This is a genomic window from Nonomuraea sp. NPDC050328, from assembly GCF_044459405.1.
GTDB lineage: Bacteria > Actinomycetota > Actinomycetes > Streptosporangiales > Streptosporangiaceae > Nonomuraea.
Window position 1 is genome coordinate 338,690 of the sequence record NZ_JBITIW010000009.1, and the last position, 20,362, is coordinate 359,051.

At 70.0% G+C, this 20,362-nt stretch carries 16 protein-coding genes; 12 read left to right on the forward strand and 4 right to left on the reverse strand.

Annotation, left to right across the window (positions count from 1 at the left end; translation table 11 throughout):
- Window positions 1-137 precede the first annotated feature (137 nt).
- The 4 genes from ACIBG7_RS31375 (at window position 138) to htpX (ending at window position 7,459) form a co-directional block, all read left to right on the forward strand.
- Window positions 138-2,222: an NADH-quinone oxidoreductase subunit L gene (locus tag ACIBG7_RS31375; protein ID WP_397338522.1), complete on the forward strand. Its 2,085-nt coding sequence runs from the start codon at window positions 138-140 to the stop codon at window positions 2,220-2,222.
- Window positions 2,223-2,493: 271 nt separating this feature from the next.
- Window positions 2,494-4,668 (forward strand): NADH-quinone oxidoreductase subunit M, encoded by a 2,175-nt coding sequence (locus tag ACIBG7_RS31380; protein ID WP_397338523.1) that lies wholly within the window; start codon window positions 2,494-2,496, stop codon window positions 4,666-4,668.
- A gap of 4 nt (window positions 4,669-4,672) precedes the next feature.
- A complete protein-coding gene (locus ACIBG7_RS31385) occupies window positions 4,673-6,205 on the forward strand; it encodes an NADH-quinone oxidoreductase subunit N (RefSeq protein ID WP_397338525.1) in 1,533 nt (510 codons plus the stop codon).
- Window positions 6,206-6,607: 402 nt separating this feature from the next.
- Window positions 6,608-7,459, forward strand: coding sequence for a zinc metalloprotease HtpX (gene htpX / locus ACIBG7_RS31390; protein WP_357920062.1), 852 nt, complete (start codon window positions 6,608-6,610; stop codon window positions 7,457-7,459).
- A 423-nt stretch (window positions 7,460-7,882) separates the two neighbouring features.
- Here htpX and ACIBG7_RS31395 read toward each other — a convergent pair whose 3' ends face one another.
- Both ACIBG7_RS31395 and ACIBG7_RS31400 read right to left on the reverse strand, forming a co-directional pair.
- On the reverse strand, window positions 7,883-8,824 hold the full coding sequence (locus ACIBG7_RS31395) for a hypothetical protein (protein WP_397338527.1): 942 nt from the start codon (window positions 8,822-8,824) through the stop codon (window positions 7,883-7,885).
- Window positions 8,825-8,837: 13 nt separating this feature from the next.
- Window positions 8,838-9,314 carry a MarR family transcriptional regulator gene (locus ACIBG7_RS31400; RefSeq protein WP_357920068.1) on the reverse strand — a complete coding sequence of 159 codons (477 nt, stop codon included), beginning with the start codon at window positions 9,312-9,314 and terminating at the stop codon, window positions 8,838-8,840.
- A gap of 18 nt (window positions 9,315-9,332) precedes the next feature.
- Here ACIBG7_RS31400 and pip point away from each other — a divergent pair, with 18 nt between their 5' ends.
- Window positions 9,333-10,265, forward strand: coding sequence for a prolyl aminopeptidase (gene pip / locus ACIBG7_RS31405; RefSeq protein ID WP_357920071.1), 933 nt, complete (start codon window positions 9,333-9,335; stop codon window positions 10,263-10,265).
- A 101-nt stretch (window positions 10,266-10,366) separates the two neighbouring features.
- On the opposite strand, the gene ACIBG7_RS31410 is transcribed toward pip, so the two are convergent.
- The gene (locus tag ACIBG7_RS31410) at window positions 10,367-11,374 is read right to left on the reverse strand and encodes a hypothetical protein (RefSeq protein WP_397338528.1); all 1,008 of its coding nucleotides are present in this window, start codon (window positions 11,372-11,374) and stop codon (window positions 10,367-10,369) included.
- 76 nt (window positions 11,375-11,450) lie between these two features.
- Between ACIBG7_RS31410 and ACIBG7_RS31415 the strand changes: the two genes are divergently transcribed.
- From ACIBG7_RS31415 to ACIBG7_RS31440, 6 genes are read left to right on the forward strand one after another with little or no spacing between them, the layout of a single operon-like run.
- The gene (locus tag ACIBG7_RS31415; protein ID WP_397338529.1) at window positions 11,451-12,932 is read left to right on the forward strand and encodes a hypothetical protein; all 1,482 of its coding nucleotides are present in this window, start codon (window positions 11,451-11,453) and stop codon (window positions 12,930-12,932) included.
- A gap of 32 nt (window positions 12,933-12,964) precedes the next feature.
- The gene (locus ACIBG7_RS31420) at window positions 12,965-14,203 is read left to right on the forward strand and encodes an ABC transporter substrate-binding protein (protein WP_397338530.1); all 1,239 of its coding nucleotides are present in this window, start codon (window positions 12,965-12,967) and stop codon (window positions 14,201-14,203) included.
- A gap of 16 nt (window positions 14,204-14,219) precedes the next feature.
- A complete protein-coding gene (locus ACIBG7_RS31425) occupies window positions 14,220-15,101 on the forward strand; it encodes a sugar ABC transporter permease (protein ID WP_357920083.1) in 882 nt (293 codons plus the stop codon).
- The gene (locus ACIBG7_RS31430) at window positions 15,098-15,910 is read left to right on the forward strand and encodes a carbohydrate ABC transporter permease (protein ID WP_357920086.1); all 813 of its coding nucleotides are present in this window, start codon (window positions 15,098-15,100) and stop codon (window positions 15,908-15,910) included. Before ACIBG7_RS31425 ends, ACIBG7_RS31430 begins: the two co-directional genes overlap by 4 nt.
- Window positions 15,911-15,913: 3 nt before the next feature.
- Window positions 15,914-17,059, forward strand: coding sequence for a sn-glycerol-3-phosphate ABC transporter ATP-binding protein UgpC (locus tag ACIBG7_RS31435; RefSeq protein WP_357920089.1), 1,146 nt, complete (start codon window positions 15,914-15,916; stop codon window positions 17,057-17,059).
- A gap of 54 nt (window positions 17,060-17,113) precedes the next feature.
- Window positions 17,114-17,887, forward strand: a complete 774-nt coding sequence (locus tag ACIBG7_RS31440; RefSeq protein ID WP_397338531.1) for an SDR family oxidoreductase — start codon at window positions 17,114-17,116, stop codon at window positions 17,885-17,887.
- A gap of 149 nt (window positions 17,888-18,036) precedes the next feature.
- Here ACIBG7_RS31440 and ACIBG7_RS31445 read toward each other — a convergent pair whose 3' ends face one another.
- The gene (locus ACIBG7_RS31445) at window positions 18,037-18,876 is read right to left on the reverse strand and encodes a helix-turn-helix domain-containing protein (RefSeq protein WP_397338532.1); all 840 of its coding nucleotides are present in this window, start codon (window positions 18,874-18,876) and stop codon (window positions 18,037-18,039) included.
- Window positions 18,877-18,946: 70 nt separating this feature from the next.
- On the opposite strand from ACIBG7_RS31445, the gene ACIBG7_RS31450 reads away from it, so the two are divergent.
- Window positions 18,947-20,329 carry an MFS transporter gene (locus tag ACIBG7_RS31450; protein ID WP_397338533.1) on the forward strand — a complete coding sequence of 461 codons (1,383 nt, stop codon included), beginning with the start codon at window positions 18,947-18,949 and terminating at the stop codon, window positions 20,327-20,329.
- Window positions 20,330-20,362: the final 33 nt, after the last annotated feature.

Sequence of the window (20,362 nt, forward strand, 5' to 3'; positions counted from 1 at the left end):
ACAACCGCCGCCGCAGCCGCGAGCCTCACCGCCTCAGAACGGTCACCGGGCGCCCAGCCAATTCCGACGGCCGACACCGGCAACGGCGCCACCGCCCAACCCGACCCACACGCCGCCGGACAGCGGGGAGCTGGCCGATGACCCCATCCGTCCTGCTCCCGCTGACGATCGCGCTGCCGTTCCTGGCCTCCGCAGCCGGCCTGCTCCTGACCCGCCTCTCCCTGACCCGACGCCCGACCGTCACTCACACGCCCTCAGCCGCCCACAACCGGGCAGCCGTCACCAGGCCGGGCACCCACCCGACCCCGGCCTCCGGAACCGGCACCAGCCCAGATTCCCCCTCCGGCTCCGGCAGCCACCCAGCCAACCACTCCGGCTCCGGCAGCCGCCCAGCCTTCGCTCGCCGCGCCAACAACCGCACAGCACACCGCCGAGCCGCCGCCATCGCCATCACAGCCACAGCCGCATCCGCAGTGCTGGCCGCCTGGTTGGCCTGGCAACAGGGCCTGACCTTCTTCGCCCAACTCGAAGGCGGAACCGCCCAATCCCCGGTCCTGACCGCCGACTACGGCACGATCGAGACCGGCGGAATCCCCATCTCCCTGACCCTCCAGGCAGACGCCCTCTCCACAGTGCTGGGCATCCTCGTCACCGTGGTCGCGCTGGCCGTCCAGATCTACTCCGTCGGCTACCTGAAGGACGACGCCCGCTACCCCTCCTACAGCGCGTTCGTCAGCCTGTTCACCAGCGCGATGCTCCTGGTCGTCTTCTCCGGCGACCTCCTGGTGCTGTACGTCGGCTGGGAGATCATGGGCATCTGCTCCTACCTCCTGGTCGGCCACTGGTGGGAGGACCGCGGCAACTCCCGCGCCGCGATCAAGGCGTTCCTGGTCACGCGCCTCGGCGACGTCGGCTTCCTGTTCGGCATCTTCGTCCTCGGCACCGCGACCGGCAGCTTCAAGATCGCCGACGTCCTCGCCAAGGTCCCCGAACTGTCCACCGGCACCGCGATCGCCGCCACCCTGCTCCTGCTCGCCGGTGTCGCAGGCAAGAGCGCCCAGGTGCCGCTGCACACCTGGCTGCCCGACGCGATGGCGGGTCCGACTCCGATCAGCGCGCTGATCCACGCGGCCACCATGGTCGCCGCGGGCATCTTCGTCGTCGCCCGCCTCTTCCCGGTCTTCCTCGCCGCCCCGCCGACTCTCGACGTGCTTGCCGTACTGGCCGCCCTCGGCATGCTCGGCGCCGCCCTGGCCGCGCTCGCCCAGGACGACCTCAAACGAGTCCTCGCCTACTCCACGATCAGCCAGCTCGCCTTCATGGCCGCCGCCCTGGCCGCCGGATCGTCCACCACCGCGATCTTCCACCTGATCACCCACGGCGCCTTCAAGGCGTTGCTGTTCCTCTGCGCCGGAGTGGTCATCCACCACGTGGGCTCCAACCTGATGAGCGAGATGGGCGGCCTCCGCAAGGAACTGCCGGTCACCTTCGTCACGATGACCGTGGGCTTCGCCGCCCTGATGGGCCTGCCGCCCACCAGCGGTTTCTTCAGCAAGGACAGCGTCCTGCACACCATCGAGCAGTCCCTGTCCGGCGGTGTGCTGACCGACGCCGCCGCTTGGCTGCTGTACGGCTGCGCGCTGGCGACGCTGATCGTCACCGGCGCCTACGCCACCCGAGCCTGGCTGCGTACCTTCCTCGGCCCGCCCCGGCTGGTCGAACTCGCCGAACCGCCCCCCGGCACCGCACACGTCATCGACGTCCGCGAGGCGCCGCTGTCGATGTTGTTGCCTGTCATGCTGCTCGCCGTCCCGGCGATGTTGCTCGGCCTGCCCGCGATGGGCCACCTCGACCTGGCCATCGCGGCCATCAGCGTGGTTCTGGCCCTGCTGGGCGGTGCCTCGATCTTCGCCGTCTGGCGTATCGACCCGGTCTCCGACCCCGCCCGCGTCCTCGGCCCGTTTCGCGCCCCCTGTGAGCAGGCTTTCTACCTGGACACCCTCTACTCCGTCCTCTTCGTGCGCCCGGTCCTCGCCCTGTCGAGGCTGGTCGTCCGGACCGACGACCACGTGGTCGACGGCGCCGTCCGCGAATCCGGCCGTACCGCCCAGGGCGCCTCTGGCCTGCTCCGCCTCGCCCAGAACGGCAACGTCCAGCTCTATGTCAGCGGCGTCCTTGCCGGGGTGCTGTTGATCGCGGTGGGAGCGGTGATGCTCACATGACCCCGCACCGCGCTTTGGTACGGCAACGCCACCCCTCTGTACGGCGAAGCCTCCGCGCTCCCTTTCCTTTTCCTTCCGATGTGCGCGGACCGGTTGCGGCATGGATGGGCGGCTCAGCCTGGTCTGGCCCCGACCGGGGGCACGGATGCCGCGGTCACTGCGGTCGCCGGGGTGAGGGCGGTCATCACGGGCAGAGCGGGCACCGCGAGAGCAGCAGTCGTGGCGGGAAGCCCGGAAAGAGTGGTCGTGGCGGGAAAAGGGTGGTGAGGCGATGAGCTGGCTGCTGGTGTCGCTCGTGGCGGTGCCGCTCGTCGGCGCGGCCGGACTGCTACTGCCGAACCGCTCCCGCCAACGGGACTGGCTACGTCCCTACGGGTTGGCCGTGTCGGGAGTGGTCCTGGCCCTGGCGGTCGTCCTGGCGGTGCGGTTCGACTACAACCGCTCCGGCACCCCCCAGTTCGAGACCGACTGGGCCTGGGTCCCAAGCCTCGGCCTGCGCTTCCACCTGGGCGTGGACGGCATCTCCCTGCCGCTGATCGTGCTGACCGCCCTGCTGACGTTCCTCTGCTTCGGCTACCTGTCCTGGAGCGGCGGCCGGAGCCCGGGCCAACTACTGCGCCCGGAGTCGGGACGCCCCCGAGCCCTGGTCTTCACCCTCCTGGTTCTCGAAGTCGGCATGATCGGCACCTTCCTGGCGTTCGACCTGCTGCTCTTCTTCCTCTTCTTCGAGATCGTCCTGATCCCGATGTACTTCCTGATCGCCATCTGGGGCGGCCCGGCCCGGCGCGCGGCGGCGATCAAGTTCATTCTGTACACCCTGCTCGGCTCGGTCGTCCTCCTTCTCGGCCTGCTGCTCATCTGGGCACAGACCGGGACGTTCGACATCATCGCCCTGACCGCCGCTCACGGCATGGGCCTGGCCCGAGGCGTCCAGACCGTGGCGTTCATCGCCATCGGGGTGGGATTCGCGGTGAAGACGCCGATGTGGCCGCTGCACACCTGGCTGCCGGACGCCCACACCGAAGCGCCCACTGTCGGCTCGGTGCTGCTCGCCGGAGTCCTGCTCAAGATGGGCACGTACGGCTTCGTCCGCATCGCCATCCCGATCCTTCCCGAGGGCGCGCTGGTGGTCGCGCCCTGGCTGGGGGCGTTCGCGGCGATCGGCATCGTCTACGGAGCCCTCGCGTGTCTGGCCCAGCGCGACCTCAAGCGCCTGATCGCCTACTCGTCCGTCGGTCACATGGGCTTCGTCCTGCTGGGACTGTCCACGCTGACCACGGTCGGCATCAACGCCGCCCTCTTCGCGAACATCGCGCACGGGCTGATCACCGGGCTGCTCTTCTTCCTCGCCGGCGCCATCAAGACGCGGTACGGCACAGCGGACATGCCCTCGCTGGGCGGTGGCCTCCTGAGCACGCTGCCGCATCTCGGAGCCGTGCTCACCTTCGCCTGCATCGCCTCGCTCGGCCTGCCCGGGCTGGCCGGGTTCTGGGGCGAGATGCTGGCGTTGCTGGCTGCCTTTGAACCGGCTACCGGGTTGCCGCGCGGGTTGTTTCTGGTGTTCATGGTGGTGGGTGGGCTCGGGGCGTTGCTGACGGCGGCGTACTTCCTGGTCATGCTCTCGCGCGTCACCCACGGCGTGGCACGTGGCCTCCGGTCGCCCGGGCCTGGATATCCCGACGAGCTACCTGTCGCCGTCGTCCCTGGCGCGGCTTCGCCGTACCGGCAGCCGGCGTTGGCGGAGGGGGAGCGGGCCTGGTCGGGGGGCGAGGCGTCGGCTTCGAGCAAGCGGGCTTGGACGGGCGACGACCCGTGGGTGGCCGAGGAGAAGGCACTGGCCGGGGCGGGAGCTTGGGAGGAGGACCCGGACTGGGCCGAGGAGCAGGAGCGCGCGGAACGCCTCGAACGAGAGGCCGCCGCTCGGGAGTTCCGCACCGGTGAGCGGCCGTGGGGCGGGGCTCAGACAGGCGCAGGGGCGGACACGGGCGTAGATGCGGGAGCGGGGACGAGCTCGGGCGCAGGCCTCGGCCCAGGCGCCGGGCGCGAGGCTGAGGCCGGTACCGCTGCCGGAGCTGGAACCGAAGCCGGGGCCGCTGGTGCCTGGGCTGGGGGTCAGGCGGGGAGCGGGGCTGAGGTCGGGGCGGCTGGCGGGGCTGGGACTGATCCGGTGGGCGGTGCTGTGGGTGAGACGGCGGGTGGCGCTGGGGGTGTGGCAGCCGAAGGTGCTGGGGATGTGGCGGCGAGCGGGGCTGCGGGCAAGGTCGGGGCTGTGGGTGGGGCTGGTCGGGGGAAGGAGTGGGTGGGGGCGCTCAAGGACATCCAGCCGTACGAGCTGGCCGCGTGGAGTCCGCTGATCGTGCTGACCTTGGTGTTCGGTCTGTGGCCAAAGGCGTTGTTGTCGGTGACGACGCCTGCCGTACAAGCTCTCCTTGGAGTGGCCGGGTGAAGCCATGATCCAGTCGATCGACTATTTCGCCATCGCGCCGCCGGTGGTTCTGGCGCTGGTGGCCGGGCTGGTGCTGGTGCTCGACGCCTTCCTTCCGGCGAGCCGGTGGGTGCGGGCGCTGCTGGCCGGGGTCACGCTGGCGGGGATTCTGGGTGCGGCGGGCTTCGTGCTCGCGCAGGCGTTCTCGGGCGGGAAGCCGCTGTCGACGTTCTGCGTACCGAAGGACCTGGCTGCGTCGCAGAAGATCGCGGTGGCGAGTGCCGGTCCGGCTCCGTGCTCGTTCGTGGTCGATCAGTTTACGTTGATCTTCGCTGGGCTGGTGCTGGCGGCAGGTCTTGTGGTCGTCCTGCTGTCGATGACGGAGCTCGCTGAGGGACGGATCCCGGTCGGTGAGTGGTACTTCCTGCTGCTCTGCGCGCTGGTGGGCGCGGTCACGCTTCCGGCGTCCCGCGACCTGATCATGCTCCTGGTCGCCCTCGAGCTCGTCTCCCTGCCGGTCTTCGCCCTCACCGCGCTGCGCCGCTACGACGGGCGCGCCTCCGAAGCCGCGATCAAGCTCTTCCTCGTCTCCATCGTGTCGACTGCGGTGATGTTGTTCGGGATCTCCCTGCTGTACGGCATGAGCGGAACCGTCTACCTCACGCAGCTCGCCGCGGTCTTCGCCACCGGGCGGGATGCGCCGGTGATCACGGTTGGGGTGGTGCTCGTCGTGGCGGGCTTCGCGTTCAAGATCGCGGCAGTGCCGTTCCACGCGTGGGCCGCGGACGTCTATGAAGGGGCGCCGATCCCGGTGGCGGCGTTGCTGTCGGTGGTGTCCAAGGCTTCGGGGTTCGCCGGGTTGATCCTGGTCATGCTGACCGCGCTGAGCGCGCATGCCGCGACCTGGGCGCCGATCGTGGCGATCGTGTCCGCGCTCACCATGACCGTGGGCAACCTGCTCGCCATGCGGCAACGTTCGGCGGTGCGGTTGCTGGCGTGGTCGTCGGTGGCGCAGTCGGGGTACATCCTGGCGCCGCTTGCCGTACAGGAGGCTGGGGCGGTCAACGCGGCGGTGGCGTATCTGGTGATTTATGCGGCCATGAACCTGGGGGCCTTTGCGGTTGTCATGCTGGTCTCGCGTTATGCGGCCGGCAATTCGCTGGAGGACTATCGGGGGCTGGTGTTCCGGAGTCCGGTGGCGGCGTTGACCTTGGCGTTCAGCCTGATCTGTCTGGCGGGGTTGCCGCCTGGGCTGGCGGGGTTGTTCGCGAAGGTGGTGGTGTTCCGGGAGATCGTGCAGGGCGGGCTGGGGTGGCTTGCCGTCGTTATGGCGATCAACACGGTGATCGGGCTGTATTACTACGTGGTTTGGGCGGCGAAGCTGTTCACCCCGGCGGCGGGTGAGGCTTTGGCTGGTGGCCGGCTTGGTGCGGGCCGGTTTGGTGGGGGCTTGGCGGCTACCTGGGTGGCTGCGGGGTTGGCGGTTGTGGTGGCGGTGGCTTTTTCGGTTGCGCCGCAGCTTGTCTTGGACGCGGTGGTGGTTTCGGCTTCCGGGTGAGCTTTGGGTGGGTTGGCCTTGTGGGTTTCCGGAGACCGTGGCTCTGAGGCTTGGCGGGGCGGATTTGAGGGCTGCCGTGGTGGGCCCGGCTATCCGTCGTGGGTGGCGGGCAAGTGAAAGGGTGCGGCAGCGGGGGTGCGGGCCACTCCAGGGTCCGGGGCCGCATGAGGGGCATGGACTACATGAGGGTGGCGGGCCGCATAGGGGTGCGGGGGCGTGAGGGGTGCGGGGGCGGGCTTGGTGGGTGGTTGGTGGAGGAAGGGGGAGTAATCGGGTGAACGCGCTCTGCGGTCGGGTGGGGGTGGGCGGGGAACGCTGACCAGGGGTTGGTCGTTGGAGTGGAGGAAGGCAGGCTCCTTGCGGGCGGGACCGCGGGCCCGGCCAAGATCAGCGGAGGGTACCTTGCACCACAACGGTCTGCGCACGGCGGTCCTGCTGGGGACCATGTCCGCGCTGACTCTTGCGGTGGGGGCGTGGCTCGGCGGCAGTGTCGGACTGCAGATCGCGTTCGTGCTGGCGTTGGTCGGGAACGGGGTCGCGTACTTCTTCTCGGATCGGATCGCGCTGTCGGCGCTGCGGGCTCGGCCGGTGAGTGAGGTTGAGCAGCCGACGTTGTACCGGATCGTCAGGGAGCTCTCGACCGAGGCGCGGCGGCCGATGCCGCGGTTGTACATCTCGCCTACCGCTCAGCCCAATGCTTTTGCCACCGGGCGGAATCCGCGGAGTGCGGTGGTTTGTGTGACGTACGGGCTGACGCAGTTGCTGGATGAGCGGGAGCTGCGTGGGGTGGTCGCACATGAGTTGTCCCATGTGTATAACCGGGACATCTTGCTGTCGTCGGTGGCTGGGGCGTTGGCGACGATGATCACTTGGGCCAGCTATGTCGCGGTGTTCTTCGGTGGGTCTGATGACGATGAGGGGCCTGGGTTTCTCGGGGCGTTGTTGATGATGGTCCTGGGGCCGGTGGCGGCGACGATGATCCAGATGGCTATTGCTCGGTCGCGGGAGTTTCATGCTGATGAGTCGGCGGCTCGGTTGACGGGGGAGCCGTTGGCGTTGGCTTCGGCGTTGCGGAAGATCGAGATGGGGGCTCGGCGGGTGCCGTTGCCGGAGAACAGCCGGTTGACTTCGGCTTCGCATTTGATGATCGCTAACCCGTTCAGTGGGTCGGGGGTTGGGCGGTTGTTCTCGACCCATCCGTCTACGGCGGAGCGGGTGGCTCGGTTGGAGCGGATGGCTGGGTATCGGCGCTGAGGTTGGCCGCTGTGTGTCGGTCTGTGCGGTGTCGGCTGCACCGCTCAACCGGCGATCCGCACCGCACAACCGCCCGGCGCCGCACCGCCTGGCCGTACCTCCTAGCCGCCCACCCGTCCGGTGCCACACCATCCGGCCGTACCGCCTAGCCGTACCGCCTAGCCGTACCGCCTAGCCGTACCGCCTAGCCGTACCGCCTAGCCGCACCGGCTGGTCGCGCCGCCCAGTTGGCGAGCCGTACCGCCTAGCGGCCCACCGTCCGGCGCTGCGCCATCCGGCTGCATCGCTCGGCCGCATCGCTCGGCTGCATCGCTCGGCCGCATCGCTCGGCCGCATCGCTCGGCCGCACCGACCGGCCCGCCCCCGCCGTACCGGCTGGTCGCGTCGTTCGGCCGTGCCTTTCAGTCCACCTCCATGGTCCGGTTACTCGCCGGCGAGGTGGATGTCCCAGGTGTGGGGGCTGATGGTGAAAGTGTCGAGCGTGCGGAGTTTGCCGGTGGTGGGGTTGAGGGAGCGGGTGACGTAGGAGCCGGGCTGCTTCAGGGTGAGCAGGGTGAGGTGGCCGGAGGGGGTCCAATCCAGACGGCGGGCTTCCTGGCCTCGGGGGAGGGTGAAGCGGAGCGGGCGGCGGTGCTCCATGGCGGTGCGGGCGGCGTAGAAGCGGACGAAGTGGGTGCGGCCCTCGCGGGAGACGCCGGCGATGATGTCGCCGGTGGTACGGAGGGCGCTCCAGCCGACGACGGTGACGCCGCCCGAAGGGGGCGGGGTGCCGGGACGCCAGGCGGCGGTTTCTTCCATGTCGAGGATGACCCGTAGGAGGGAGCCGTCCGGGGTGAAGCCCTGGACCTTGGCGTAGTCGGGCAGGGACCAGGTGGCGCCGGTGGCGGTCTCGATGACCGTGGTGGGCTGGGTGCCGAGGTCGGGGTCGACGACGAGGTAGCGGCCCTTGGGGGAGACGAGCAGGTCGAGGTGCGTCATCGACGGGCGCTTGCCTGCCGTACCAGGGATGAGGCGGACGGCCCGGGCGTTGAGGTCGCGTACGGCCAGGCGGTGGGTGGATTTGTGGAAGTAGGCGGCGAACTGTCCGTAGGGGTCGACGGCGATGGGGGCTCGGAGGCGGAGTTCGCGGCCGTTCTCGTCGAGGGCACGGACCTGGGCGTCGGGGAGGGGGAGGATGCCGCCGCCGCGTAGCCACAGGCGCCAGGGGGAGCAGATGTAGCGCTGGGGGCGTCCGCCGCAGCTGGTCAGGCCGGCGTATCGGACGGTCAGGCGGGGTTCGACGGCAGAGTCGGCCGGTTCGCGCGCCTGGGTGGGGATGAGGGGTGTGCCGACTGCCAGCAGGAGGGCGAGTGCGGGCTTGAGCATGGTTGCAGCGTAGTCAAGGCCGGTAGGCGGCGAGCGGCGGTGTGGCGAGCAGGCGGTCGTGGAAGGGGCGGCGGTCGAGGGCGGCGAGGGCGGCTTCGAGGAGGTCGGCCAAGGGGATGGGGAGTTCGGCGTCGAGGTCGCGCATGGCCAGGGCGGTGGCCTGCCATTCGGCCTCGATGAGCGGCAGCGCGGCCCGGCAGCGGTCGGTGAGGTGGACGATGCGCTGCCGGGCGTCGGTGGGGCCGGGGTGGAGGTCGAGGTAGCCGGCACGGCGCATCTGCGAGACGGTCTGGCTGGCGGCGGAGTGGGTGACCGAGGCGGCGGCGGCGAGGTCGCGGATGGTCATCGGGCCGGAGGTGACCAAGGCGCGGACGATGGGCGAGTAGCGGGGGCGGTAGTCGGGGAGTCCGAGGTCGGCGTAGATCTGGGCGATCGCGCCGTCGGTGCGTTCGTAGAGGGTGCGCATGAGGGTGCCGAAACTCGGGGCCATGGAGATATATTAGCGCTTATGTATTCTGCCGTTGAGCCCTACGACCAGGGCATGCTGGAGGTCGGGGACGGGAACCGGGTGTACTGGGAGGTCAGCGGCAACCCGGACGGGAAGCCGGCGCTGATCGTGCACGGCGGGCCGGGAGGGGCGGCGTCGCCGAGCTGGCGCCGCTACCACGATCCCTCGGCGTACAAGATCGTGCTTTTCCACCAGCGCGGCTGCGGGAAGAGCACGCCGGACGCGGGGGAGCTCGGGACGGATCTGTCGGTCAACACCACGCAGCACCTGATCGCGGACATGGAACTGCTGCGCGAGCACCTCGGGATCGAGCGGTGGCAGCTCGTGGGGGCGTCGTGGGGCTCGACGTTGTCGCTGGCCTACGCCGAGCAGTACCCGGAGCGGGTGAGCGAGGTGATCCTGTTCGCGGTCACCGCGGGGCGGCGGCGGGAGATCGAGTGGATCACGCGGGACGTGGGGCGGATCTTCCCGCGGGAGTGGGAGCGGTTCCGCGACTTCGTGCCGGAGGGGGAGCGGGAGGGGAACCTGGCGGCGGCGTACGCGCGGTTGCTGGCGGATCCGGCGGTTCGGGAGCAGGCGGCGGTGGAGTGGTGTGCGTGGGAGGACACGCACGTCAGCCTCGACCCCCGGTTCGAGCCGAGCTCGCAGTTTCGGGACCCCGGGTTTCGGATGACCTTCGCGCGGCTGGTAACCCATTACTGGGGGAACGACTGTTTCCTGGAGGAGGAGGGGGTGCTGGTGCGGGAGGTCGGGCGGCTGGCGGGGGTGCCCGGGGTGCTCATCCATGGGCGGTATGACGTCAGCGGGCCGTTGGAGACGGCGTGGGAGCTGCACCGGGGGTGGCCGGGGAGCGAGCTGCACGTGGAGGACGAGGGGCATGGCGGGGCCGGAATGATCGAACTGGTGGTGGCGGCGACCGACAAATTCCGCTGAGTCGGCGATTGGTGGCGGCCACCGACAAATTCCGCTGAACCGGCGAGTGGTGGCGGCCACCGATAAATCCGGTAAAGACCGATAGCCGCCACCCGAAGCGACTAGTCGCCCGGCAGCCACCAAGTCCACAGCCCCCGCTTGAACTTGAACGAGTCCTGCCGCACCGCCGCCCCCGTGTCCGGGTTGACCCGCCGCTGGACGGCCGCCACCGGCGTGCCCTCCGCGTCGGTGCGGGAGGTCCACAGGGTGAGCCCGTCCCCCGACTCCCAGGTGATCCGGTTCGGGTACTCCGCCTCCGGCGGGTAGCTGAGCTTGACCGCGTCGGACACGGTGTCGGTCGACAGGTCGTAGGTCCGCAGCCGCGCCCGGCTGGTGGTCTCGGGCCCGGTGATGACCACCGCGACGGTCTTGCCGTCGTCGTTGAGCGCGACGGGCGCGTTGTTGCTGACGACCTGCGGCACGACCCGGCTCTCGACCTCCTGGCCGTCGGCGTCGTAGACCGCGAACTCGGTGGTGTTGTCCGCGGTGATCCGGGAGGTCAGCACGTAGGCGCCGTCCGGGCTGAAGCCCTGCATGACCTCGGCCCCGTTGATCCGGGTGACCTTGCTGGAGGTCAGGTCCACGACCACGGACTTGAGCTTGGACGCGGCGTCGAAGTAGTCGATGAACAGCTTGTCCCCGCTGTTGGAGAAGGCGAGGTCGAGGTCGTTCATGCCGAGGCCCTTGGGCAGCTTGGCCGTCGCGCCGGGCAGCGTCCGCACGCTCCCGCCGGCCAGGTCGCGCACGACGAGCTTGTTGTCGCTCTCGCGGAAGTAACCGACGCTCGACCCGTCTCCGCTGATCGCGATCGGCGCGCTGGCCTCCTTGTCGGTCTTGCCGTCGGCGCCGCGCGGGTGGACCACGGCGTCCTTGAGGGCGACGTGCTTGCCGTTGCGCAGGGTGAGGGTCCAGTCCCCGCACGGGACGGTGTAGTCCTTCTTGGGGCAGCCGTCCAGCCAGGCGTACCGGGCCGGGGAAGCCGCCGTCCGCGCCTCAGCGGGCGCGGCGATCATGATGGAGGAGGCCGCCGCCGCGAGGGCCAGCGCCGCGTACCCGCGTGAGTTGATCATGTCTTGTCCTTCCGTGTCCTCTGGATAGATGCGCTGCCGAGGCCAAAGGTTGCGTCACGGTATGGACAATCGGATCATGCGTCGGTTAAGCAAGGCGGAACGGCTGTTGTGGCGGGCTTTCCCCTCCGGGGCCTGGGTCGAGTTCGAGCCGCGTCAGGCGCGGCCCCGCCGTACCGAAGAGGCCGGGCGGAACGCGCCGGCCGACGGCGGGTCGTGGGGGCCGGAGCGCACGGTACGCGCGGAGGTCCTGGCGTCGCTGCTGCTCGGCGCCCGGGAGGCCGAGGCCGGCGCGGTCGCGGCGGTCCGGCTGCGCGGCGCCCGCATCACCGGCACGCTGGACCTGCGCGGCGGCGACCTGAAGCACGAGGTGGAGCTGAACCGCTGCCACCTGGACGATGTGGTGATCATGACCGGCTCGACCAGCCGGACGGTCCGGCTGATCGACTGCCACCTGCCCGGCCTCACCGCCGGCGGATTGCGGGTGACCGGCCACCTGAGCCTGTCCGGCTCGCACGTGACCGGTGCGGTACGGCTGTCGCGAGCCCAGTTCGAGGGCGGGTTGTGGCTGGCCGGCACCAAGATCGACGGCGATGGCGAGTGGGCGCTCTACGCCCCGACCGTGGTGGTCGATTCCGGGATGTTGCTGACGAACGCCGACCTGACCGGCGGCACCCGCCTGGTCGGCGCCCGGCTCAACGGCGGCCTGCTGATGGACGGCGCCACGCTCCGCAATCCCGGCAAGGACGCCCTGATCGGCGACAACCTGGTCGTGGATGACGTGATGCGGCTCGGCGAGGGCTTCACCGCCTACGGCTGCGTGCGCGTGCGCGGCGCGCGGTTCAACGGCAGCCTGCTCGTCGCCGGGACGCTGATCAGCCCGGACACCGAGTTCGCCCTGCACGCCGGGCACATCGAGGCGCGCGAGGTCTGGCTCGGCGCGCAGGCGAGCGTGGACGGCGTGGTGACCTTCGTGCACTCCACCGTCGGCGCGCTGCACGACGACCTGTGGCCCGACAAGCTCCGCCTCAACGGCCTGATCTACGAGCGCCTGCGCGGCAGCGGCGTCGCCCGACGCGTCGAGTGGGTCGCGCGAGACCCCGACGGCTTCCGCCCGCAGCCCTACGAGCAACTGGCCGCGTGGTACCTGCGCGACGGCAACGGGGCCCTGGCCCGCCGCACCCAGCTCGCGAAGCTGCGCGCGCTGCGCCGCCACCGCGGCGGCCGCGGCCTGCGCCTGTTCTCGCTGCTCCTGGACCTCACCGTGGGGTACGGCTACCGCCCCTGGATCGCCGCGTGGTGGTTCGCCGGCCTGCTCGCGCTGGGCGCGACGGTCTTCGGGCTCAACCCGCCCAGGCCGATCAAGCCCGAGGAGAGCCCGGAGTTCGAGCCGTTCGCCTACGCCTTCGACCTGCTGCTGCCGGTGTCGGTGTTCGGGCAGCGCGACCTGTTCGACCCGGCAGGGTGGACGCAGGGACTGGCCTACGGGATGATCATCATGGGCTGGGTGCTTGCCACGGCTTTGATCGCCGGTGCCACCCGTGTACTCCGCCCGGGGTGACCCTTTACCCGGCGTCGGGTACCTGACCAGGCATGTCCCGGATTCTGGCAGGAACACTGGCCCTGGTGCTCCTGCTGCCCGCGGCATGCGCCTCGGACGACGAGGGCGGCGTCCCGCGGATCAACTTCTACAACTCGCCCCAGCAGAACATCAAGGCGATCGCCGACCGCTGCACCAAGCTGGCCGACGGCCGCTACCGGATCGTCCTCAACACCCTGCCGCGTGACGCCGACGGCCAGCGCGAGCAGCTCGTGCGCCGGCTGGCCGCCGGTGACGACGGCCTCGACGTGCTCGGGGCGGACGTCACCTGGACCGCCGAACTTGCGGAGGCCGGCTGGATCCGGGAGTGGACGGGCGAGAACGCGGCCAAGGCGCGGGCGGGCACGCTCCAGATGCCGCTGGACACGGCGATCTGGGACGGCAAGCTGTACGCCGCGCCGTACACGACCAACGTGCAACTCCTGTGGTACCGCTCCGACCTGGTGCCCGAGCCGCCGAAGACGTGGCAGGGGATCATGGACGAGGCCGCGCGCCTGGCCAAGGAGGGCAAGCCGCACTACGGCGAGGTGACCGGCGCGCAGTACGAGGGCCTGGTCGTCTGGTTCAACAGCATGGTCGCCTCCGAGGGCGGCAGCATCCTGGACCGGAGCGGGACGAAGGTGGAACTCGGGCCGCCCGCGCTGGCCGCGCTGCGCCTGATGCGGCAGTACGCGACGTCCAAGGCGGCCGACCCGTCGCTGTCGAACACGCACGAGGACGAGGCACGCCTGGCGGTCGAGGCGGGACGCGCCGCGTTCGAGGTGAACTGGCCGTTCGTCTACGCCTCGATGGCCGAGAACAAGCCCGACATGCTGCCGAACTTCCGGTGGGCGCCCTATCCGGGGGCCAACGGGCCGGGCCGCTCGCCGCTGGGCGGGGCGAACTTCGCGATCAGCTCCTACTCGAAGCACCCCGAGCTGGCCTTCGAGGCCGCGCTGTGCCTGCGGGACGCCGAGAGCCAGAAGATCGCCGCGACCAAGGACGGCCTGCCGCCGACCCTGGAAGCCGTCTACCAGGACCCGGCGATGCGCGAGCCGTACCCGATGAAGGACGCCATCCTCCAGGCGCTCAAGACGGCCGCGCCGCGGCCGAAGACGCCGACCTACCAGAACGTCTCGACGGTGATCTCGGCGGTGCTGTCGCCGCCGGGGGCGATCAACCCGGACGCCACGATGACGCGCCTGAAGGAGCAGATCCAGGACGCGCTGGAGAGCAAGGGAGTGCTGCCGTGAGCGAGGGAGAGCTCTCTTGGCCTTGAGCGAGGGCAAGCGGGACGAACGGCGGCTGGGCCTGTGGCTGAGCGCCCCCGCGGCACTGATCATGATCGCGGTGACCGGCTGGCCGATCATCTACTCCTTCATCCTGTCGCTGCAACGCGCCGACCTGCGCTTCCCTGACCAGCAGAAGTGGATCGGGCTGGAGAACTACGGCACGGTCCTGTCCAGCCCCTACTGGTGGAACGCGTTCTGGGTGACGCTGCTGATCACCGTGATCAGCGTGGCGCTGGAGCTGGTGCTGGGCATGGCGCTGGCCATCGCGATGTACCGTACGCTGGTCGGCCGCGGCCTGATCCGCACCGTGGTGCTGATCCCGTACGGCATCGTCACCGTCGCGGCGGCCTACGGCTGGAAGTACGCGTGGACGCCGGGCACCGGCTGGCTGGCCAACCTGCTCCCGGACGGTACGGCGCCGCTGACCGAGCAGTGGCCGGCGCTGGCGATCGTCATCGTCGCCGAGGTGTGGAAGACGACGCCCTTCATGGCGCTGCTGCTCATGGCCGGCCTCGCGGTGGTCCCCGAGGAACTGCTGCGCGCGGCGTCGATGGACGGCGCGACCACCTGGCAGCGCTTCACCCAGGTGACGCTGCCGCTGATGAAGCCGGCCATCCTGGTCGCGCTGCTGTTCAGGACGCTGGACGCGTTCCGCATCTTCGACAACATCTACGTGCTGACCAACGGCGCGAACAACACGAGCTCGGTGTCGATCATCGCGTATCACAACCTGATCGGCGGCCTGAACCTCGGCATCGGCTCGACGATGTCCGTGCTGATCCTCATCACCGTGGCGATCATCGCGTTCCTCTTCATCCGGATATTCGGCGCTTCGGCCCCGGGGAGTGACAGCCGATGAAGCTCAAGTGGGGCGTCGCCGATGTGTTCATCGTGCTGTACGCGCTGATCCCGGTGCTGTGGGTGGTCTCGCTGAGCTTCAAGGACCCCTCGACGATCACCGACGGCTCCTTCATCCCGCAGAAGTGGACGCTCGCCAACTACACCGGCATCTTCCAGAACGACGACTTCACCCGCGGCCTGGTCAACTCGATCGGCATCGGGCTGATCTCGACCTTCATCGCGATCGTCTTCGGCACGATGGCCGCCTACGCCATCGCCCGGCTGACCTTCCCGGGCAAGAAGCTGCTGGTCGGCTTCTCGCTGCTGATCGCGATGTTCCCGCAGATCTCGCTGGTCACCCCGCTGTTCCAGATCGAGCGCTCGCTGGGGCTGTTCAACACCTGGCCCGGCCTGATCCTGCCGTACATCACCTTCGCGCTGCCGCTGACGATCTACACGCTGGCCGCGTTCTTCCGCGAGATCCCCTGGGAGCTGGAGAAGGCCGCCAAGATGGACGGCGCGACGCCGTTCCAGGCGTTCTGGCAGGTCATCGTGCCGCTGGCGGCGCCGGGCATGGTCACCACGGCGATCCTGGCCTTCATCATGTGCTGGAACGACTTCCTCTTCGCCATCTCGCTGACCTCCTCCAACGCCGCGCGCACCGCGCCGGCGACCATCTCGTTCTTCACCGGCAGCTCCCAGTTCGAGGACCCGACCGGGTCCATCGCCGCGGCGGCCGTGATCATCACGATCCCCATCGTGATCTTCGTCTTGTTCTTCCAGCGCCGGATCGTGGCCGGGCTGACCTCGGGAGCCGTGAAGGGATGACGCGTGGCTGAGATCGTGCTCAACGGGGTGACCAAGCGGTATCCCGACGGCGCCCTGGCCGTCGACCACATCGACCTGCACATCGCCGACCGCGAGTTCATCATCCTGGTCGGGCCGTCCGGCTGCGGGAAGTCGACGACGCTCAACATGATCGCCGGGCTGGAGGACATCACCGAGGGCGAGCTGCTCATCGACGGCAAGCGGGTCAACGACCGGGCGCCGCGCGAGCGCGACATCGCGATGGTGTTCCAGTCGTACGCGCTCTACCCGCACATGACGGTCCGCGAGAACATCGCCTTCCCGCTCAAGCTGGCCAAGGTGGACAAGGCCGAGGCCGACCGCCGGGTCGAGCACGCGGCCGAGATGCTCGACCTGCAGCCCTACCTCGACAAGAAGCCCGGCAACCTGTCGGGCGGCCAGCGCCAGCGGGTGGCCATGGGCCGGGCGATCGTCCGCAGCCCCAAGGCCTTCCTCATGGACGAGCCGCTGTCCAACCTCGACGCCAAGCTGCGCGTGCAGATGCGCACCACGATCTCGCGGCTGCAGAAGAACCTCGGCACCACCACGGTCTACGTCACCCACGACCAGACCGAGGCCATGACCCTCGGCGACCGCATCGTCCTGATGCGCAAGGGCGTGGTGCAGCAGGTCGGCGCGCCGCAGGAGCTCTACGACCACCCGCGCAACCTCTTCGTCGCCGGCTTCATCGGCTCGCCGGCCATGAACTTCCTGCCCGCCCAGGTCACCACCGAAGGGCTCAAGACGATCGCCGGCACCTTCCCGGTCAGCGGTCGGATGCGCCGAGCGATGACCGAGCACGACGTGCCCAGCGAGGTCATCCTGGGCATCCGCCCCGAGGCGCTCGGCGAGGCGCCGATCGAGGGCGGCGGGCAGATCACCGAGGTCGTGGACATCGTCGAGTCCACCGGGGCGGAGAAGTACGCCTTCTTCTCGCTGCCCGAGGGCGGCGTCGCCTCCGAACACCTGCGGGACACCTCGGCCTTCGACGCCGACGGCCACCCGCAGCTCGTCGCGCGGCTCAGCCCGCAGACCGAGGTGCACGAGGGGCAGCGGACGACGCTCTGGTTCGACTGCGAGGCCATCCACCTGTTCGACCCGGTCAGCGGGGCCAACCTCACCGAACTCTGAGCTTTCGACCGTGCCCGGTGCTCCTGCCGGGCCCTTTCGCGGAAGGTCCCTCTCATGAGCGGCCACGAATCACTCGACGGCAAGATCGTCGTCGTCAGCGGCGGCGCCCGCGGCTTGGGCGCGGCCTTCGCCGAACGCATCGTCGCCAGCGGCGGCCAGGTGGTCATCGGCGACCTGCTCGACGACGACGGCGAGGCCACCGCCGCCCGGCTCGGCCCGTCCGCCCGCTACGTCCACCTCGACGTCACCAAGCCGGCCGAGTGGGCGCGGGCGATCGAGCTCGCCGAGTCGGTGTACGGCAGGCTGACCGGCCTGGTCAACAACGCCGGCATCTCCACCGGGCAGTTCGTGGAGCGCGAGCCGCTCGACCACTTCGAGCTGGTGCTCAGGATCAACCTGGTCGGGACCTTCAACGGCCTTCAGGCCGCCATCGCGCCCATGCGCGCCGCCGGCGGCGGGTCGATCGTCAACATCTCCTCGGCCGCCGGGCTCATGGGCCTCGCGCTCACCGCCGGGTACGGCGCGTCCAAGTGGGGCGTGCGCGGCCTGTCCAAGGTCGCCGCGATCGAGCTCGGAACCGACCGGATCCGCGTCAACTCCGTCCATCCCGGGATGACCTACACCCCGATGACCGCCGCCACCGGGATCCGCGCGGGCGAGGGCAACTACCCGAACACGCCGATGGGCCGGGTGGGTGAGGCCGAGGAGATCGCCGGGGCGGTCTGCTTCCTGCTCTCCGACGCGGCCTCCTACGTCACCGGCGCCGAGATCGCCGTCGACGGCGGCTGGACCGCCGGACCGACGGTGCGGTACGTCATGGGGGAGTAGGCCGTCAGGACGTGATGCGCACTCGTGTCTTTCCGCAGGTCTCGCACTGCTGGGTGACTACTCGGCCGATCCGTTCGATGATCACCCACCGGTGACGCAGGTGGAAACGGCGCACGCTGTCGGAGTACCCGCTGGGGTCGATCAATACGCTAGGTCGCCCTCTGATCACGTGCGGCCAGCGTCCGCAGCCGCCGCTCCGACTCCGACCCCGGCTCGGCGGCGAACAGGTCCATGCCCTGCAACTCCGGGTCCCCGGGCAGCGTGACGATCTCCGCCGACAGCCGCAGCTCGCCCACCACCGGGTGGTCGAGCACGTAGTCGCGATGCGTCGCCGCCGCCACCGCGTGCTCCTCCCACAGCCGCGCGAACTCCGGGCTCTCGGCCGCCAGCCCTCGGATGTGCTGCCGGATCTGCCGGTACTTCGGGTACCGCGCGGCCAGCAGCCGCAGTTGCGCCACGTGCTCGCGCGCCAGCCACTCCCACCGCTCGCCGTGCAGCCGCCGGATCCCCGGGTCGGTGAAGATCAGGTGCGCGATCGTCCGCCGCTCCTCCGGGATCGCCCCGAAGTCCCCGAACACCGCCGCGGCCAGCGTGTTCCAGGCCAACACGTTCGCGTGCCGGCCCAGCACGAACGCCGGGGTCAGCACCATCGAGTCGAGCAACCGCCGCAGCCCCGGCCTCACCGGCCCCTGCGTCACGTCCTGGCACCGGTGCGCCGGCCGTACCAGCGCGTGCAGGTAGCTCCGCTCGTCCGTGCTCAGCCGCAGCGCGTCGGCGATCGCGTCCAGCACCTCGGCCGACACGTGCCGCCCGCGCCCCTGCTCCAGCCGCGTGTAGTGCGCCACGCTCACCCCGGCCAGCAGCGCCAGCTCCTCCCGTCGCAACCCGCGCACCCGCCGCGTGCCGTTGCTCCCGTACGGCAGGCCCTCCGGGCGGACCCGCGCGCGCCTGGACTTCAGGAACTCGCTCAGTTCGAGATCACGGTCCATGTGCTCAATTCTTGCCTACTCACTTTCCGGACCTGGTTGTCGCGCCTGCCTCTGAACCAGGCTCGCGCTCATGAGACTGTTCCTGCTCGGGCTCGGCGCCCTGATCACCGCCATCGACTTCACCATCGTCTACGTCGCCCTGCCGCAGATCGCGCGCGATGTCGGCTTCTCCGCGACCGGCCTGCAGTGGGTTGTCACCGCCTATGCCGTCCCCTTCGGCGGGCTGCTCCTGCTCGGCGGCCGTCTTGCCGACCTGGTGGGCCGCCGCCGGATGTTCGTCGCGGGCATGATCCTGTACGGCGTGGCGTCGACGTTGGGCGGCTTGAGCGGTTCGCCGGGGTGGTTGATCCTTGCGCGTGTCCTCCAGGGGGTCGGTGGGGCGCTCCTCATGCCCGCCACCCTCTCGCTGGTGGCCACCCTGTTCGACGAGGGGCCGGCCCGGAACCGGGCCATGACCGTCTGGGCCGTCTGCGGTGCCGGCGGCCTCAGCCTCGGCGCTTTGCTGGGCGGCGTGCTTACGGGGTACTTCGGCTGGTCCGCCGTCTTCTTCGTCAACGTCCCGATAGCCGCGGCCGGCGCTCTCCTAGCCCTCACCGTCCTCCCCGCAAGTGCCCCACCCCTCCCTGCCGCCGCGTCGCCTCTCCCCGGGAGTGCCCCGTCCCTCCCCGGCGACCGTCGCTTCGACCTCCCCGGTGCTTTGCTGGGCACCCTGGGCGTCACCGGCCTCATCCTGGCCCTCACCCAGGGACCCGTCTGGGGCTGGCCCACCTCGGCCCTGCTCGCCGCAGCCTCCCTCGCCGCCCTGGGCGCCTTCCTCCTGATCGAGTCCCGCACCCGCAACCCGCTCATGCCGCTCCGCCTCTGGTCCAACCCTCACACCCGCACCGCGGCTCTGGCCATCCTCGTGTACGGCATGACATTGCAGAGCGTCCCCTACTTCCTGACCCTCTACTTCCAGGACGTCCTCGGCTACGCCGCCCTCCAGTCCGGCCTGGCCTTCCTCGGCCCGACCCTCGGCATCACCGCCGGCAACCTCCTCAGCGAACGCCTCCTCACCAGGCTGGGGCTACGCCGTACCCTCCTGATCTCCCTCGCCACCGGCGTCGCCGGAACCGCCCTCCTAGGCCTCTCCCTCACCCCGGACGGCACCTACCTCACCCTCTTGGCCGGGCTGCTCGGCTTCGGCCTCGGCTCCGGCCTGTCGTTCAACACCCTGTTCATCCTCGCCTCCACCGGCGTCCCCGCCACCGACCAGGGCGCCGCCTCAGGCCTGTCCACCACCGTCCTCCAGGCCGGCAGCGGCACCGGCCTGGCCCTCCTCATCCTCATCTCCGGCACGGACGGCACCCCCGACCTCCGCCTCGCCGTCCTCACCGCCGCCCTCCTGGCTGTGACCGCCCTGATCCTCCCCCTCCGCCGGAAAACACGAAAGGCCGCCGCCCCGAACCTCTGATCGGGACGTACGGCCAAGTGCCCTGGACTCCCC

What these genes read in the sequence shown, in the direction of transcription:
- ACIBG7_RS31375 (WP_397338522.1), top strand. Translation starts at nt 138, where the DNA reads ATGACCCCATCCGTCCTGCTCCCGCTGACGATCGCGCTGCCGTTCCTG.
- ACIBG7_RS31380 (WP_397338523.1), top strand. Translation starts at nt 2,494, where the DNA reads ATGAGCTGGCTGCTGGTGTCGCTCGTGGCGGTGCCGCTCGTCGGCGCG.
- ACIBG7_RS31385 (WP_397338525.1), top strand. Translation starts at nt 4,673, where the DNA reads ATGATCCAGTCGATCGACTATTTCGCCATCGCGCCGCCGGTGGTTCTG.
- ACIBG7_RS31395 (WP_397338527.1), bottom strand. Translation starts at nt 8,824, where the DNA reads ATGCTCAAGCCCGCACTCGCCCTCCTGCTGGCAGTCGGCACACCCCTC.
- ACIBG7_RS31400 (WP_357920068.1), bottom strand. Translation starts at nt 9,314, where the DNA reads ATGGCCCCGAGTTTCGGCACCCTCATGCGCACCCTCTACGAACGCACC.
- pip (WP_357920071.1), top strand. Translation starts at nt 9,333, where the DNA reads ATGTATTCTGCCGTTGAGCCCTACGACCAGGGCATGCTGGAGGTCGGG.
- ACIBG7_RS31410 (WP_397338528.1), bottom strand. Translation starts at nt 11,374, where the DNA reads ATGATCAACTCACGCGGGTACGCGGCGCTGGCCCTCGCGGCGGCGGCC.
- ACIBG7_RS31415 (WP_397338529.1), top strand. Translation starts at nt 11,451, where the DNA reads ATGCGTCGGTTAAGCAAGGCGGAACGGCTGTTGTGGCGGGCTTTCCCC.
- ACIBG7_RS31420 (WP_397338530.1), top strand. Translation starts at nt 12,965, where the DNA reads ATGTCCCGGATTCTGGCAGGAACACTGGCCCTGGTGCTCCTGCTGCCC.
- ACIBG7_RS31430 (WP_357920086.1), top strand. Translation starts at nt 15,098, where the DNA reads ATGAAGCTCAAGTGGGGCGTCGCCGATGTGTTCATCGTGCTGTACGCG.
- ACIBG7_RS31440 (WP_397338531.1), top strand. Translation starts at nt 17,114, where the DNA reads ATGAGCGGCCACGAATCACTCGACGGCAAGATCGTCGTCGTCAGCGGC.
- ACIBG7_RS31445 (WP_397338532.1), bottom strand. Translation starts at nt 18,876, where the DNA reads ATGGACCGTGATCTCGAACTGAGCGAGTTCCTGAAGTCCAGGCGCGCG.
- ACIBG7_RS31450 (WP_397338533.1), top strand. Translation starts at nt 18,947, where the DNA reads ATGAGACTGTTCCTGCTCGGGCTCGGCGCCCTGATCACCGCCATCGAC.